The sequence below is a fragment of the Glutamicibacter sp. AOP5-A2-18 genome, assembly GCF_052446055.1.
Lineage (GTDB): Bacteria > Actinomycetota > Actinomycetes > Actinomycetales > Micrococcaceae > Glutamicibacter.
Window position 1 is genome coordinate 715,821 of record NZ_JBQSVW010000001.1, and the last position, 14,093, is coordinate 729,913.

Annotated in this window: 15 protein-coding genes and 1 pseudogene; 8 read left to right on the top strand and 8 right to left on the bottom strand. The window is 61.4% G+C overall.

Features of this window, described 5'->3' with window-relative positions; all coding sequences use genetic code 11:
* Positions 1–88 precede the first annotated feature (88 nt).
* Positions 89–349, top strand: coding sequence for a hypothetical protein (locus tag ACT3RW_RS03440; protein ID WP_444612831.1), 261 nt, complete (start codon positions 89–91; stop codon positions 347–349).
* 48 nt (positions 350–397) lie between these two features.
* Here the strand turns inward: ACT3RW_RS03440 and ACT3RW_RS03445 are convergent.
* Positions 398–1,782, bottom strand: a pseudogene (locus ACT3RW_RS03445) (MFS transporter).
* A 128-nt stretch (positions 1,783–1,910) separates the two neighbouring features.
* Here ACT3RW_RS03445 and ACT3RW_RS03450 point away from each other — a divergent pair.
* Together ACT3RW_RS03450 and ACT3RW_RS03455 are read left to right on the top strand one after the other, a co-directional pair.
* Positions 1,911–2,810 carry a LysR family transcriptional regulator gene (locus ACT3RW_RS03450; protein ID WP_444612832.1) on the top strand — a complete coding sequence of 300 codons (900 nt, stop codon included), beginning with the start codon at positions 1,911–1,913 and terminating at the stop codon, positions 2,808–2,810.
* A 32-nt stretch (positions 2,811–2,842) separates the two neighbouring features.
* Positions 2,843–3,199, top strand: a complete 357-nt coding sequence (locus ACT3RW_RS03455; RefSeq protein WP_444612833.1) for a VOC family protein — start codon at positions 2,843–2,845, stop codon at positions 3,197–3,199.
* Here the strand turns inward: ACT3RW_RS03455 and ACT3RW_RS03460 are convergent.
* The gene (locus ACT3RW_RS03460; protein WP_444612834.1) at positions 3,147–3,809 is read right to left on the bottom strand and encodes a response regulator; all 663 of its coding nucleotides are present in this window, start codon (positions 3,807–3,809) and stop codon (positions 3,147–3,149) included. The genes ACT3RW_RS03455 and ACT3RW_RS03460 overlap by 53 nt on opposite strands.
* Positions 3,806–4,969, bottom strand: a complete 1,164-nt coding sequence (locus ACT3RW_RS03465) for a sensor histidine kinase (protein ID WP_444612835.1) — start codon at positions 4,967–4,969, stop codon at positions 3,806–3,808. The genes ACT3RW_RS03460 and ACT3RW_RS03465 overlap by 4 nt, the downstream gene beginning before the upstream one ends.
* 109 nt (positions 4,970–5,078) lie before the next feature.
* Here ACT3RW_RS03465 and ACT3RW_RS03470 point away from each other — a divergent pair, with 109 nt between their 5' ends.
* From ACT3RW_RS03470 to ACT3RW_RS03490, 5 genes are all read left to right on the top strand, one after another.
* Entirely contained in the window at positions 5,079–5,861 is a 783-nt protein-coding gene (locus ACT3RW_RS03470) for a GAP family protein (protein ID WP_444612836.1), read from the top strand.
* Between the two features lie 69 nt (positions 5,862–5,930).
* Entirely contained in the window at positions 5,931–6,428 is a 498-nt protein-coding gene (locus ACT3RW_RS03475; protein WP_444612837.1) for a hypothetical protein, read from the top strand.
* A 92-nt stretch (positions 6,429–6,520) separates the two neighbouring features.
* Positions 6,521–7,357 carry an exodeoxyribonuclease III gene (locus tag ACT3RW_RS03480; protein WP_444612838.1) on the top strand — a complete coding sequence of 279 codons (837 nt, stop codon included), beginning with the start codon at positions 6,521–6,523 and terminating at the stop codon, positions 7,355–7,357.
* A 9-nt stretch (positions 7,358–7,366) separates the two neighbouring features.
* Complete coding sequence (gene trpS / locus ACT3RW_RS03485) at positions 7,367–8,383, top strand: tryptophan--tRNA ligase (protein ID WP_444612839.1); 1,017 nt, start codon at positions 7,367–7,369, stop codon at positions 8,381–8,383.
* A gap of 7 nt (positions 8,384–8,390) precedes the next feature.
* Positions 8,391–8,897 (top strand): 2'-5' RNA ligase family protein, encoded by a 507-nt coding sequence (locus ACT3RW_RS03490; protein WP_444612840.1) that lies wholly within the window; start codon positions 8,391–8,393, stop codon positions 8,895–8,897.
* A 44-nt stretch (positions 8,898–8,941) separates the two neighbouring features.
* Here ACT3RW_RS03490 and ACT3RW_RS03495 read toward each other — a convergent pair whose 3' ends face one another.
* From ACT3RW_RS03495 to sdhC, 5 genes are all read right to left on the bottom strand, one after another.
* A complete protein-coding gene (locus ACT3RW_RS03495; protein ID WP_444614606.1) occupies positions 8,942–10,393 on the bottom strand; it encodes a catalase in 1,452 nt (483 codons plus the stop codon).
* 129 nt (positions 10,394–10,522) lie between these two features.
* Positions 10,523–11,305 carry a succinate dehydrogenase iron-sulfur subunit gene (locus tag ACT3RW_RS03500; RefSeq protein ID WP_131090214.1) on the bottom strand — a complete coding sequence of 261 codons (783 nt, stop codon included), beginning with the start codon at positions 11,303–11,305 and terminating at the stop codon, positions 10,523–10,525.
* Positions 11,305–13,092, bottom strand: a complete 1,788-nt coding sequence (gene sdhA / locus ACT3RW_RS03505; RefSeq protein ID WP_131090213.1) for a succinate dehydrogenase flavoprotein subunit — start codon at positions 13,090–13,092, stop codon at positions 11,305–11,307. The genes ACT3RW_RS03500 and sdhA overlap by 1 nt, the downstream gene beginning before the upstream one ends.
* 53 nt (positions 13,093–13,145) lie before the next feature.
* Positions 13,146–13,592, bottom strand: a complete 447-nt coding sequence (locus tag ACT3RW_RS03510) for a succinate dehydrogenase hydrophobic membrane anchor subunit (protein ID WP_131090212.1) — start codon at positions 13,590–13,592, stop codon at positions 13,146–13,148.
* A 3-nt stretch (positions 13,593–13,595) separates the two neighbouring features.
* Positions 13,596–13,976: a succinate dehydrogenase, cytochrome b556 subunit gene (gene sdhC / locus ACT3RW_RS03515; protein WP_131090211.1), complete on the bottom strand. Its 381-nt coding sequence runs from the start codon at positions 13,974–13,976 to the stop codon at positions 13,596–13,598.
* Positions 13,977–14,093: the final 117 nt, after the last annotated feature.

The following is a 14,093-nucleotide window of genomic DNA, read 5'->3' on the forward strand; positions in this document are numbered from 1 at the left end:
TACCGGCAGTCTGCCCGGGGGAGTACGCGGTCAGAGCACAGTGTCTTCCGTAGGCGGATGTGCTGGCGGGCGGAACGAGGGAGAGTGGATGCATCAGTTCCCACGATCCAAGGAGCATCATGTTCACGACTCTCGCCCACGCCGCAAGCTACGGACCAGGCCCGTTCTGGTTCTTCCCGATTTTCTGGTTCCTGGTGATCGGCTTGTTGATCTTCACCTTCAAGCGCCGCCGTTGGCGCACCAAGGTCCGGCCAGTGCAGAAGGGGTGTTGCGCGAACGCTTCGCCCCCGGGGAGATCGACGACACCGAGTACCGGCAGCGTCTGGAAGTCTTACGCACCAAGAAGTAATCCTTAAACACGGAAAGCCCGCTTACAAGGCGGGCCTTCCGTGTTTAATTAGGCGTCTTGCGTGGATTTCACCGGCTGTGCACGGCGCGCGTCGAAGACCAGGGCACCGACTTCCTGCTCGGCCTGGTTGCGGAAGGACAAATCGATGCCGCTGCGATCGCGAATCAGCGAGACCGCGGTGAAGGATACCGCCACCACAATCAGCAGGTACACGGCCACCGCAGTGGTTCCACCGGTGGCCTGCACCAGCGCTTGAGCGATCGTCGGTGCAAACGCGCCGCCGACGATCGCTCCGATCGGGTAGGAGATCGAGACGCCGGAGAAACGCACCGAGGCGGGGAAGAGCTCGGAGTACAGCGCTGCCTGCGGGTCGTAGGTCAGACCCAGGCCGATGGAGAACAGCCCGAAGGCTACGTAGAGCAGTCCCAAGGAGCCGGTGTTCACGAGGGCAAAAACCGGGAATAGCGAAAGCGCCAAGACGATGAAGCCCAGCTGGTAGGTGCGCTTGCGGCCGATCTTATCTGACAGCAGCCCGGCCACCAGCGTCATGACCAGCCAGATCGCGGCACCAAAGGCCACCGCCACCAGCACATCGGTGCGCTCCAGGCCAATGGGGCCTTCTGGGTTGGTGGTGTAGGACTGGAAGAACCCGCCGGTGGTCATGTACCCGGCGGCATTGTTGCCGGCAAATACCAGCGCGGCGACGATGACCAGCGGCCAGTGTTTTTTGAACAGCACCAAGACCGGTACCTTGGTCTGCGCCTTGTGCTCGGCGATCTCCTCGAACACCGGGGACTCGTCCACGGACCGGCGGACAAAGTAGCCCACCAGGATCAGCACAATCGAGACGAGGAATGGCACTCGCCCGCCCCAGGCCATAAACGCGTCGCCCGGAGAAACCACCCCGGTCATCAGTGCCATGGTGCCCGAGGCGAGCAGCATGCCCAGCGGCACGCCAACCTGCGGGTAGGAACCATTTCGGCCTCGGTGGCCTTCGGGTGCGTGATCCACCGCCATGAGCACCGCTCCGCCCCATTCGCCACCGGCCGAGATACCCTGCAAGATGCGCAATAACAAGAGCAGCACCGGCGCCCATAGTCCAGCGGTTTCGTAGGTCGGCAGAACGCCGATCAGCGTGGTGTAGGCACCCATCAGCGCCAGGGTGAGTACCGGCATGGCCCGGCGGCCGATTTTGTCGCAAAGTGCCCGGCCAAAAACGCACCGAGTGGGCGGAAGAGGAAGGATAGGCCTACCGAGGCGAAGGAGATCAGCAGCGCAATCTCCTGGCCTGCGGGTTCAAAGAAGAGCTTGGAGAAGACCAAGTCGGCGGCGGTGGCGTAGATGAAGAAGTCGTACCACTCCACGGTGGTGCCGATGACGGTGGCGAAGGCGACGCGTCGTTGGTTCGCCTTGGTGGCGTGTGCTGTTGTCATGAAGCTTCCCTTGCGAGCGGGGGCTCGGACACCTGTCACTCGACCCTGAGTTGTGGATCACTTCAGTGTGACAGTGGATACAGGTAAGAAAAACTTCAAATTTATGCAGAACTTCTGAAGGTGAGCTTATGTATTCGATGCGCCATTTAGAAATCATGGCCGAGCTACCCGGGCACACAACCCTTGGCTCGGCGGCCAGCGAATTGCGCATTTCCGAAGCGGCGTTGTCCCAAGCGATTACCACGATCGAACGCCTAGCTGGCGAGAGCTTATGCCTGCGTCGCAAGGCCCACGGCTTTAGCCTCACCGCCTCCGGGCACCACTTCGCGACGATGGCCAGAAAAATCCTGGTCGACGTTGGCGAGCTGAGTGCAACCTTCCCGCAAAGCGACGGAAAATTACGCGGGCCGGTCCGTTTTGGTTGCTTCGCCTCACTCTCACCGCACCTAATTCCGGCCACCCTGCAAGGCTTCGACCATCCGGCCGTGCAGCTGGAAGTGCGGGTAGGAACCCATGATCAATTACTGCCCGCGCTGCGCACCGGCGAGCTGGATGTTGCTTTTGTCTACGATCTGGCGCTGCCCGCGGAACTGGATAAACAACAGATCTACCGCACAGAAATGCAAGTAGTGCTGCACCCCGAGCACCGGCTGGCCAAACTTAAGCGGCCCCTAGAATTGGCAGATCTCGCCGATGAATCGCTAATCATGTATGAGTCCGAGCCCAGCACCGATTACCAGATGCAGCTATTCGCCTCCCAAGGCCTGACGCCCAAAATTGTCGCGTCCGTGCCGCAGATGATTTTGGTTTCTGCCATGGTCGGCCGCGGGCTGGGCTACGGGCTGCTGATGCGCCGGCCGAATAACGCCGAAGTCTCCGTGGAGGGCCGGCCGCTGGCCTTCCGCGACCTCAAAGCCCCGAACTATCCCAATGCGGTGGTGGCCATCACCCCGAGCGGCGTGCGCATCCCCGCCCGCGTGCAGGCGCTGATCGAGCACTGCACCTGCGCAATGGCTGAATCCTGGTAGACGCGAGGAAAACCTGCGCGCATAATGGGGCCATGATTGGCACATGGCAGGCCATGGTCATCGACTGCGAAGACCCCGATGCACTGGCCGAATTCTACGAACAGCTCTTAGGCATGGTGAGGATCGACAATGAGCCCGACTGGGTGTCGATCGGCGATGCCCCGGACCGCCCGGCGCTCGCCTTCCAAGCGGTCAGCCCCTATGTTGCGCCGCAATGGCCCGGGCACATCCACCCGCAGCAGGCCCATATCGACGTGAAGGTCAAGGATCTGGACCTGGCCGAGCAGCAGGTGCTGCACCTTGGCGCGCGCTGGACCGGCGAAGGGTCCAAGACCTTCAGGGTGTACCTGGATCCGCAGGACCACCCGTTCTGCCTGGTGAGCTGGTAGCCGCGTAGGCGATCTTCGCCGCCTGCAGCCGGGTCGAGACTCCGAGTTTGGCCAGCACCTGGGAGACATGCGTCTTCACGGTGCTCTGCCCGATGCCCAGCCGCTGCGCCAATTGCGGGTTGCTCAGCCCTTCGGCCAACCCGTCGAGCACCTCGCGTTCCCTGCCGGTCAAGCCATCAGGCAGCTTCGCGGTGCCGGGCTCCGGCGCCAGCGCCCGGGCCAGAATCCGCGCAGTCACCTGCGGATCCAGCACCGATTCGCCGCGGCCGGCGGCACGCACGCCCATGATGATCGCCTGCGGTTCGGCGCTCTTGAGCAGGAACCCGTGCGCCCCGGCCTGCAGCGCGCCAAAAAGGTACTGGTCGTCATCGAAGGTCGTGAGCACCACGACGCGGCAGCTGCCATGCAGCGCCTTGGTGGCCTCGATGCCATCGAGCACCGGCATGCGCAGGTCCATCAGGATGACGTCGGGGGACAGGGCACGGGCCATGGAAATGGCCGATCGCCCGTCGGCCGCTTCGCCCACGACTTCCAGGTCTTCCGCGGCCTGCAGCACCAGCCGGATCCCCATGCGCACGGTGGCATGGTCATCGACGATCAGGACTTTCACGGCTTCTCCATTGCTTCAATTGGTCCGGGGAATTCCACGCGCACCTCGAAATCCGGGCCGGTGCGCACCTCGAACCGCCCATCGAGCGCGGCGACTCGGGTTCGGATATTCTCCAGGCCGGTCCCCGCTCCGGGGGCGCGGCCGGCGTCCTGGCGCAGCCCGTTGCTCGCCGTGATCGCCAGGCCCTTCTCCTGGATCACGCTAAGTTCCAGGGTAGTGCCCGGGGCATGCTTGGCGTGGTTGACCAGCAGCTCGCAGACCGTGCGGTGCGCGGCGGTATGCACCGCCGGGCCGAAGCGCTGCGGATGCGCCACCCGGTACTCCCAGCGCACCGGGCTGCCGAATCCGGCCACCAGCTCGGGCAGGTCCTCGATCCGCGCCTGCAGCGCAGGGCCGCCGGCATGCAGCATCCGCACCATTGCGGCCATGTCCTCCAAGCCGGAAACCGACTCATCGCGGATGCTCTGCAACGGTGCCCGCGCAGCCGGGGGTGCGGCCGGAAGCAGGGCGCCGGAAAGCAGGGCGATCGACGAGAACCGGGCCGAGAGCACGTCATGCATCTCGCGGGCCAACGCGGTGCGCTCCTGGACGCGAGAAAAGTCGTGCTCGGCGACCAGCTGGTCTTCGCGGGCATCGGCCGCCGACTGCACAGCCTCTGCCCGCTGGGCTTCTGCCCGGGCCAGTTCCTTCGCGGTGCGCACATTCTCCGCCCAGAGCATCGGGGTGAAGAGGATGAAGCCGGCCATGAGCAGGGCCAGCACCACTTCCTGCGGATTCCGGGTGCCTAGCCAGGTGGCGATGGCCAGCGAGATGGCGGCCAGGCACAGCAGCGCCAGTGCCACCGTTCGCGTGCGGACCGAACCGAGCAGGAACAGCCCGAAGACGCACTCGAAGACCAGGAAGTATCCGCCGATGCTGCCCACGGCCAGCAGGCCGGCGCCGGCGAGCAGCATGGCCACGGAGCTGGCTACGAGAAAACGGCGACGGACCAGCACGGCGGCCAAGCCGATGAGCAGCAGGACGATCCATTCGTATCCGCGGATCGCGAACCATGGGGGATTGGCCAGTCCCGAAAGATGCAAGATGGCGGTGAGCACCAGATAGGTGCCGACGACCTCGGGTTCCTTGTCTCCGCTGCCCATCCGCCGAATGAAGTTCATGCTTCCAGCATCCCCGAACTGGCTGCCCGCCGGTATCCCCCTTAAGGAGGAGAAAGCGCAGCCCACTGGCCGATACCGCGAATCGGCAGGCCGCGGAACAGTGGAAACCATGGACATCATGACGAGCAATCCCGAACTATCCCTTCTCATCCTGGCGCTGATCGACTCGACCAGCATCGGCACCCTGGTCATTCCGCTGTGGCTGCTGCTCAGGGGGTGCCGCGAAGCCATTGCCAAGGTCCTGGCCTACCTGCTGGTGATCGCCGGATTCTACTGGATCGTCGGGGTGCTGCTGCGCAGCGGGTTGCTGCTCATCGATCCCGGCATCTTCCAGTACCGGTTCTTCCGGCTGGCCGGAATGGCGGTCGGGGCGCTGATGATCATCTGGGCGCTCACCTACCGCACCGATGCGCAGAAGGAAGCCAGCGCACGGAAGAAAGCCATCGCGCATAGCGGCGCGGCACTTGAAGGACCGGCACCGAGCCCGGCGGACGCAACCGGCCAGGTGCCGCGGCGCTTGCGCAGCCGTTTGGGAACTGCGCTGGATACCCGCACCGGGCTGATTGCCCTGGCCCTGTTCGCCGGCCTCTTGGAACTTCCCACGATGCTTCCCTACCTGGCCGCCGTAGGCGTCATGCAGGGCGCCGGCTGGGGCACCGGTTTGCAGCTGCTTGCGCTGATCGGCTACTGCTTGGTGATGACCGTCCCGGCGTTGGTGCTGGTTGGCGCCCGTGCGCTCGCCGGCCCGCGCATCGAAGCCTGGATGCAGAAGATGGGGGCCAAAGCCTCGGCCTACGCCCAGGAAACCCTTGGCTGGGTGGTGGGCATCGGCGGATACTTGCTGATTCGCGCGAGCCTTTCCGGGCAGGATCTGCACAGCTTGCTCGGCTAGCCACGCTGTGGGCGAAAGCGCGGGCCGCCAATTGGCTTGCGGTGGGCAGGTGGTGCGAGAATTGGTGCTATGGAACCTCTAGGCAGCAGCGCGAAGCAGGGCAGGAAAGTCACCCTGAGCGCATCAACTTTGGCAATGTCCGTCATGGTCATCGTCCTTCTGGTGGCAGTGGTCTTCGCTGCCAACTCCAATGAGATCGTCGGCTGGTTCGTTGTCGTCATCTCCGCCGGTTGGCTGCTGCTGGCCGCATTCATGATGTTCGGCCTCAAGCGAGGCGCGGACAAGATCAACAACTCGCTGCGCGAAGCCACAGCGGCGGCTACCCCGCGCGCCCAGCCAGGCACCGTGGTGGTTGATGAGTCCACCAGCCAGCGCGATATGAAGCTGGACCACTCGTTCAAGATCGTCCAGGTCCAGGCCCGCGTGGTCTCCGAACAGCGTGCGGCCAACGGCCCGGAGTCCGAGGCGATGATCGATCGGGCACTGGAGACAATCCAGATGACCGCCGCCAATGCGCGGGACATGATCAAGCCGGCCAAGCCGATGGACGGCGAAATAATCGACTAGGACCAAAGGGCAACGCGCACGCGTTGCCCTTTCTCTTTCGGCTCAGAGGTGATCAGCGCGTAATTGGTCGCAGAATTTTGTAAGCTGGAGAGGTGATACCTACCAGCGTGGAAATTCTGAGCAAGGACGCCGGCGCTTTGCGCGTTGCGTCGGTCAACGTCAACGGCATTCGCGCCGCCTATAAGCGCAATATGGCCGACTGGATTGCCGCCCGCGACGTGGACATCCTGTGCCTGCAGGAAGTCCGCGCACCGGATCAAGTCCTGCGCGATCTGATCGGCGAGGGCTGGCACATTTTGCACGCCGAAGCCAAGGACAAGGGCCGCGCTGGCGTGGCTGTACTCTCGCGCCTTCAACCGGTTGCCGTGCGCGAAAACATCGGCGAGGAGTACTTCGCAGAATCCGGCCGTTGGGTCGAAGCAGACTTCGAGGTCAACGGCGAGATCTTCACCGTCGTCTCCGCCTATGTGCACTCCGGCGAACTGGGCACGCAAAAGCAGGAAGATAAGTACCGCTTTTTGCAGCGCATGAACGTGCGCCTAGTCGAGCTGAAAAATGAGAAGGACCATGTTCTGGTGGTGGGCGATCTGAACGTCGTGCACACCGAAAAGGACATCAAAAACTGGAAGCCGAACCATAATAAGCGCGCCGGTGTGATGGACGAGGAGATCGCCTACTTTGACGGCTTCTTCGGTGAGACGGGCTACAAGGACGTGGCGCGCGAGCTGGCCGGCGACGTGCAGGGACCGTACACCTGGTGGTCCTTCCGTGGGCAGGCCTTCGACAACGACGCAGGTTGGCGTATCGACTACCATATGGCCACCCCCGCCCTTGCCGACAAGGCCATCAAGTCCCACGTAGACCGTGCCTCGGCCTACGATTTGCGCTTCTCCGACCACTCACCGCTGGTCGTCGACTACCAGTTCTAAGGAACCACAATGAACACCAACCGTTCTCGCGTCCTCTCGGGCATGCAGCCATCGGCCGATTCGCTGCACCTAGGCAACTACTTGGGCGCACTGGTCAACTGGGTTAAGGCCCAGGACGAGTACGAGGCGTTTTTCTTCATTCCGGACATGCACGCGATCACCACGCCGCAGGATCCACAAGCGATGCGCACTCGCACCCGGGTGACCGCTGCCCAGTACATCGCTGGCGGCATTGACCTGGACAAGTCCACCTTGTTTGTCCAGTCCCAGGTGCCCGAGCACGCACAGCTGGCCTGGGTGCTCAATTGCATCACCGGCTTCGGCGAAGCCAGCCGGATGACCCAGTTTAAGGACAAGTCAGCCAAGGGTGGCGCGGATGCCGCCAGCGTGGGCCTGTTCACCTACCCGATCCTGATGGCGGCGGACATTTTGCTCTACCAGCCACAGGGTGTGCCGGTGGGTGATGACCAGCGTCAGCACGTGGAACTGGCTCGCGACTTGGCCAAGCGCTTTAACCACCGATTTGGTGAGACCTTCACCGTGCCCGAGGCCTTCATTCCCAAAGAGGGCGCACGCATTTATGACCTACAGAACCCGACGTCCAAGATGTCCAAGTCGGCTGAGTCGCCCGCTGGCCTGATCAACGTGCTCGACGAACCGAAGCTGATCGCCAAGCGCATCAAGTCCGCGGTCACCGATGCCGGGTCCGTGGTGGCTTATGACAAGGCCGAAAAGCCTGGGGTATCCAACCTGCTTGATATCCTGGCCGCCGTGACCGGCAAGCACGTTCCGGAACTGGTCAACGAGTTTGAGGGCAAGATGTACGGTCACCTCAAGATGGCCGTGGCCGAGGCCGTGGTGGAAGCGCTGACCCCGGTCCGCACCCGCACCCTAGAGCTGCTTGATGATCCTGCGGAGCTTGATCGCCTGCTGCTCGCCGGTGCCACCAAGGCCCGCGAAGTCGCCTCGAAGACCGTGGCCGACGTATACCAGAAGGTCGGCTTCCTGCCGCCGTTGGGTATCTAGGAATCAGATGGTTTACACCCTGGGCGTAGTGATCCCGGTGCCACAACCGCACCGGGAGACTTTACGTGCCTGGCGCCGGGAATTCGGGGGAGCGGCGACCGAGGTCATCGCCCCACATATCACCTTGGTCTCGGGCTCGTACCTGCATTCATGGGAGCAGGCCGCCGAGCAGGTGCGTCAGGTGGCCGGTGGAGTATCGCCATTCACGCTGAGCCTAGGCTCGGCGCGGACCTTCCGCCCGGCCAGCGAAGTGGTGTTTTTACCATTGGAATCCGGCGCGGATGAGTGCTGGGACTTGCATCGAGCGCTTTTGGGTGATCAATTGCGCCACGAGTCTGACTTTGCCTATCACCCGCACCTGACGATCGCACAGAATGTGCCGGCCGCTGATTTGGACGCTGCGCAGGCTGCCTTGCAGGATGTCGAGCTGAGCTTCGAGGTCACCACGGTGCAGCTTTTTGACACCCGGGGTGCAACGTGGAATTTGAGCGAGGAAATTTCCCTGGATGCCTAAGGACATGAAAAAACGCCAGCCTTCGCTGGCGTTTTCTCATGCCACTACTTGGCGCGCACGTTAGCTTCGATCTTGGCGCCGGTGTCGGCATCGATATTTTTCCAGTACTCGATGGCGTTGGATAATACCGGCTCCTTAACACCGGCCAGTGCGCCGGTCACGGTGGTGACCAGTTCGGCGCGTTGGGACTCGCTGAAGACCTCACGCACCAGGATGCCCGGCTGGGAGAAATCGTCGTCGTCTTCGCGCAGTGTGTAGGCCGCACGCAGAAGATCCCCGTCGGATTCAAACCCGTTGTCCACCGGCCCGGTTTCATCGCTCCACGAGTCGCCGAAGGAGTTTGGAGCGTACACCGTGCGATCCCCGGTGTGCTCGTAGGTCATGTTGCCCTCAAAGTTATAGGAGTGCACCGGGCACTGCGGCTTGTTCACCGGCAGCTGTTGGAAATTGGTGCCGATGCGATAACGCTGCGCGTCCGCGTAGGCGAAGGTGCGTCCCAGCAGCATCTTATCCGGGCTGACGCCCATGCCAGGGACCATATTGCCGGGGGAGAAGGCCGCCTGTTCGATCTGCGCGAAGAAGTTCTCCGGGTTGCGGTTCAGCGTCATGGTGCCCACTTTGATGCGTGGGAAGTCCTTTTTAGGCCAGACCTTGGTCAGGTCGAAAGGGTTGATCCGGTAGGTTTTGGCCTGTTCGTACTCCATGATCTGCACGTACAGATCCCACTTGGGGAATTGACCGTTGGCGATCGCATCAAAGAGGTCGCGGCGGTGGAAATCGGCGTCGGCCCCGGCCAGTTCCTCGGCCTGTGCCCCGCTCATGGTCTCGAACTTCTCGGACTGCTTGTTCAGGAAGTGGTACTTGACCCAGAACTTCTCGCCGGCTGCGTTGACCCACATGTAGGTGTGCGAGCCGTAGCCGTTCATCTCGCGCCAGGTCTTGGGCAAGCCGCGCTGGCCCATGATGTAGGTGACCTGGTGGGCGGATTCGGGGTTCTGCGTCCAGAAGTCCCACTGCATTGTGCCATCGCGCAACCCGGAATCGGGAAGCCGCTTCTGCGAGCGGATGAAGTGCGGGAACTTCATCGGGTCACGGACAAAGAAGACCGGGGTATTGTTGCCGACCAGATCGAAATTGCCTTCGGTGGTGTAGAACTTCATCGCGAAGCCGCGCACATCGCGCCAGGTGTCCGGTGAGCCCAGCTCGCCGGCGACGGTGGAGAAGCGCATCAGTGCTTCGGTTTTCACCCCGGGCTGGAACAGCGCCGCCTTGGTGTACGCCGAGATATCTTCGGTGGTTTCGAACTCTCCGAAGGCTCCGGCGCCCTTGGCGTGCGGACGGCGTTCGGGCACGTTCATCCGGTTGAAATGCTGCAGGGTCTCGATCAGGTGGTGGTCGTGCAGCACGATCGGCCCGTTGGGGCCCACGGTCAGCGAGTTGCGGTCGCTGGCTGCCGGGATGCCTGCCTGGGTTGTCGATGTTGGTTCACTGGCCATGTTTTGCTCCTGCGCGTTGTGGTGCATTGGGAAAGGGCGAGTACTGCCCATCATGCCACGACACGCGCAGGAGTTGAAGGGGTGCAAAAAGGCCCGAACCATCAATGGTTCGGGCCTCTTGGCGCGTCCTTAGACGGTGCGCGAGAGAATTGCCTGCTTAACCTCGGCGATAGCCTTGGTTACCTGGATGCCACGTGGGCATGCTTCGGAGCAGTTGAAGGTGGTGCGGCAACGCCACACGCCTTCCTTGTCGTTCAGGATTTCCAGACGCATGTCGCCTGCATCATCGCGGGAGTCGAAGATGAAGCGGTGTGCGTTCACGATCGCAGCTGGGCCGAAGTACTGACCGTCGGTCCAGAACACTGGGCAGGAGCTGGTGCACGCGGCGCACAGGATGCACTTGGTGGTGTCATCGAACTTCGCGTGGTCCTCAGCGGACTGGTAGCGTTCCTTGGTTGGTTCGTGGCCCTTGGAGATCAAGAATGGCATGATCTCGCGGTAGGACTGGAAGAACGGTTCCATGTCGACGATGAGGTCCTTTTCAAGGGGCAGGCCCTTGATGGCTTCAACGGTGATCGGCTTGGAGGTGTCAAGGTCCTTGAGCAGGGTCTTGCAGGCCAGGCGGTTACGGCCGTTGATGCGCATCGCGTCGGAGCCACACACACCGTGCGCGCAGGAGCGGCGGAAGGACAGCGAGCCGTCGTGCTCCCACTTGACCTTGTGCAGGGCATCGAGCACACGGTCGGTGCCGTACATGGTCAGCTTGAAGTCTTCCCAGTAAGCATCCGCGGTGGCTTCTGGAAGGAAGCGGCGAACGCGCAGGGTGATGTCGAAGCTAGGGATTTCTCCGCCGCCACCAACACCAGGCTTCAGCTCAATTTTTGATGGGGGTTCTGGCAGTTCGGTGCTCATTAGTACTTACGCTCCATTGGCTGGTAACGGGTAAAGATGACCGGCTTGGTTTCCATGCGGATACCCCGGATGTCTTCGGTGATAGCGTCGGCATCGCGGAAGGACATCGAGTGCTTCATGAAGTTCTCATCATCACGGTTCGGGAAGTCTTCGCGGTAGTGACCGCCGCGGGATTCCTTGCGGTGAAGGGCAGCGACGATCATAACCTCGGCCAAGTCCAGCAGGAAGCCGAGTTCTACAGCTTCGAGCAGATCCAGGTTAAAGCGCTTGCCCTTATCCTGGATGCCGATGTTCTTGTAGCGGGTGCGCAGTTCTTCAACAACGCCACGGGCTTCCTTCAGGGTGTTCTCATCGCGGAATACCTGGACGTTAGCGTCCATGGTCTCCTGCAAGATGGTGCGCAATTCCGAAACGCGCTCGGTGCCGTTGGAATCCAACAGGGCCGAGAGCTGCTCGGTAACAAATACCTCTGGGTTTTCAGGCAGTTCAACAAATTCAGCGGTCTTGGCGTACTCAGCGGCCGAGATGCCGGCGCGCTTACCAAAGACGTTGATGTCCAACAGCGAGTTGGTGCCCAGACGGTTCGATCCGTGCACCGATACACAAGCAACCTCACCGGCAGCGTACAGGCCTGGAACAACGGTGTTGTTGTCCTGCAGTACCTCTGCGTCGATGTTGGTTGGCATGCCACCCATGACGTAGTGGGCGGTTGGGAACACTGGTACTGGCTCGGTGTATGGTTCCACACCCAGGTAGGTACGAGCGAACTCGGTGATGTCCGGAAGCTTGGCATCGATGTGTGCTGGTTCCAGGTGGGTCAAATCCAGAAGGACGTAGTCCTTGTTAGGACCACAACCGCGGCCTTCGCGCACTTCGTTAGCCATCGAACGAGCCACGATGTCTCGTGGTGCCAAGTCCTTGATGGTTGGAGCGTAGCGCTCCATGAAGCGCTCACCGTCGGAGTTACGCAGGATTGCGCCTTCGCCACGAGCAGCTTCGGAGAGCAGGATGCCCAGGCCGGCCAAGCCGGTTGGGTGGAACTGAACAAACTCCATGTCTTCCAGTGGAAGACCCTTACGGAAGGCAATGCCCATGCCGTCACCGGTCAGGGTGTGTGCGTTGGAGGTGGTCTTGAAGACCTTGCCGGCACCACCGGTTGCGAAGATGATCGACTTTGCCTGGAACACGTGCAGTTCGCCGGTAGCCAGGTCGTAGGAGACAACGCCAGCAACACGCTTCTGCTTGTAGGCGGTGCCGTCCTCGCGGTAAGCATCTTCTTCAACGGTCAACAGGTCAAGTACGTAGAACTCGTTGTAGAACTCAACGTTGTGCTTGACGCAGTTTTGGTACAGGGTCTGCAGAATCATGTGACCGGTGCGGTCTGCTGCGTAGCAAGCGCGGCGCACGGCGGCTTTGCCGTGGTCGCGAGTGTGGCCACCGAAGCGACGCTGGTCAATCTTGCCTTCTGGGGTTCGGTTGAAGGGCAAGCCCATCTTTTCCAGGTCGAGCACGGCGTCGATGGCTTCCTTAGCCATAACCTCTGCTGCGTCCTGATCAACCAGGTAGTCGCCACCCTTAACGGTGTCGAAGGTGTGCCATTCCCAGTTGTCTTCTTCGACGTTGGCAAGTGCTGCACACATACCACCCTGGGCTGCACCGGTGTGCGAGCGGGTTGGGTAAAGCTTGGTTAGCACTGCGGTGCGTGCACGCTGACCGGATTCGATCGCTGCGCGCATACCTGCACCACCGGCACCGACGATGACTACGTCGTACTTATGTACCTGCATTCTTGATGCTCTCTTTTCTAAAAATCTATCTTGCTATCGGCTGAAACGAGGAGTTACAGGCACTGCTGTAGCTGGCTACCAGTGACACAAGGATCGAAGGTGAAGATCACCAGGGAGCCCAGCACGATGATGAAGATTGTTGCGACGTACAGAATGCCCTTGAGCCAAGCGCGGGTTGCGTGCTTTTCTGCGTAGTCGTTGATGACGGTGCGCACTCCGTTGGCGCCGTGCAGCATGGCTAGCCACAGCAGTGCCAAGTCCCAGAACTGCCACAGCGGTGAAGCCCACTTGCCAGCAACAAAGCCGAAGCCGATGCCGGAAATGCCTTCGCCGACCATGAGGTTGGTGAACAGGTGGCCGAAGATCAACACGATCAGTACTACGCCGGAGAGGCGCATGAACAGCCATGCCAGCTTCTCGAAGCTGCCGTGCGACTTCGGTCCGCGCTTGTACTTAGGATCAATGCGCTGGCTGCGGGGAGCAGGAATAGAAACGCTCATGGCTTAGTGGCCTCCCAAAGCGATCGACAGGTGACGGATTGCGAAAGCTGCGAAGACGATAACCCAGAGGATCAAAACACCCCAGAGCATCTGGCGCTGGTACTTGGTACCCTGCTTCCAGAAGTCCACCAGGATCAGACGCAGACCGTTGAATGCGTGGAAAAGGATTGCTGCAACCAGACCGACTTCACCAAAAGCCATCCACGGAGTCTGGTAGGTGCTGATGATGGCGTTGTAGGCGTTAGCATCAACGCGGACCATTGCCGTGTCGAGTACGTGCACCAGCAAATAAAGAAAAATAGCGACACCGGTGACTCGGTGTCCCACCCAGGACCACATGCCTTCATGGCCGCGGTAAAGGGTGCCTGACGAAGTCTTCGACACTGAACTTAACCTCCAAGGCTCGCAACGGCGCATGTGTATATTGCACACAATGAGATTTGACGCACTTGTGCGAGCGTTCCTTGTGCGAGTCTAAAGCACATGGCACACTGCAATCTA

Coding starts and splice junctions, on each gene's coding strand:
- trpS (WP_444612839.1), top strand. CDS start 7,367: ATGAACACCAACCGTTCTCGCGTCCTCTCGGGCATGCAGCCATCGGCC.
- ACT3RW_RS03495 (WP_444614606.1), bottom strand. CDS start 10,393: ATGGCCAGTGAACCAACATCGACAACCCAGGCAGGCATCCCGGCAGCC.
- ACT3RW_RS03510 (WP_131090212.1), bottom strand. CDS start 13,592: ATGAGCGTTTCTATTCCTGCTCCCCGCAGCCAGCGCATTGATCCTAAG.
- ACT3RW_RS03500 (WP_131090214.1), bottom strand. CDS start 11,305: ATGAGCACCGAACTGCCAGAACCCCCATCAAAAATTGAGCTGAAGCCT.
- ACT3RW_RS03440 (WP_444612831.1), top strand. CDS start 89: ATGCATCAGTTCCCACGATCCAAGGAGCATCATGTTCACGACTCTCGC.
- ACT3RW_RS03490 (WP_444612840.1), top strand. CDS start 8,391: ATGGTTTACACCCTGGGCGTAGTGATCCCGGTGCCACAACCGCACCGG.
- ACT3RW_RS03450 (WP_444612832.1), top strand. CDS start 1,911: ATGTATTCGATGCGCCATTTAGAAATCATGGCCGAGCTACCCGGGCAC.
- ACT3RW_RS03455 (WP_444612833.1), top strand. CDS start 2,843: ATGATTGGCACATGGCAGGCCATGGTCATCGACTGCGAAGACCCCGAT.
- ACT3RW_RS03475 (WP_444612837.1), top strand. CDS start 5,931: ATGGAACCTCTAGGCAGCAGCGCGAAGCAGGGCAGGAAAGTCACCCTG.
- ACT3RW_RS03470 (WP_444612836.1), top strand. CDS start 5,079: ATGGACATCATGACGAGCAATCCCGAACTATCCCTTCTCATCCTGGCG.
- ACT3RW_RS03465 (WP_444612835.1), bottom strand. CDS start 4,969: ATGAACTTCATTCGGCGGATGGGCAGCGGAGACAAGGAACCCGAGGTC.
- sdhA (WP_131090213.1), bottom strand. CDS start 13,092: ATGCAGGTACATAAGTACGACGTAGTCATCGTCGGTGCCGGTGGTGCA.